Raw genomic sequence first — 669 nt, forward strand, 5'->3', positions numbered from 1 at the left:
GGGCCCCCGGTCGGAGAAGATCGACAGGTCCGCCGGCTCGGAAATCACCCGCTCGCGGCGGCGCCCGGGCTCGTACCAGGGGACCGGGTCCGGCTGGAACAGCGCGGCCTGGACGTCCTCCCGTGCCAGCAGGGCAGACACCGGCCGCGAGAGCGTCGGGCGGCCAAAGACCACGGCCCGTTCGATCTGCGTCCCGAGGTGGCCCAGCAGCAGACGGTAGGGGCCGATGGCGTTGGGGCCGAACCTCGCGTTGGAGGACGGTTCGGCCAGCAGCGGCAGCCCGTGTGCCCGCGCGAAGGCTTCGGCCCCGGCTCCCGCACCGTGTCCGGCCACGACCACGGTGCGGCGTTCCTCGGTCCCCTGGATTGGCGGTTCCGCCTGGCCCGCGGGCCACGCGGCGGCCCGGTCCCGTGCCGTCGCCGCGGGTGCCGATCCCGCCAGTGCCATCGCCGCGGGTGCCGATCCCGCCGGTGCCGTCGCAGCGGGTTCCGAGCCACCGCCGTCGTCCGTTGCCCGCACCGGCGCCGTGGCGTGATCAGTGGCCGTATCCGCGTCCGTATCCGTAGCCGTGTCCGTGTCCGGGAACAGCGGGTCGCGGAACGCGAGATTGATGTGCACGGGCCCGACCGCACCCGGGTGCGCCGCCGTTTCGGCCGCCGTCGCTGCGGC

Annotated in this window: 1 pseudogene; it reads right to left on the reverse strand. The window is 75.2% G+C overall.

From position 1 onward, the window contains the following. Positions 1-669: pseudogene (locus tag AC5RV2_RS18785) on the reverse strand (hypothetical protein); the annotation flags it as partial.

It is taken from the genome of Arthrobacter sp. Y3225116 (genome assembly GCF_059091245.1).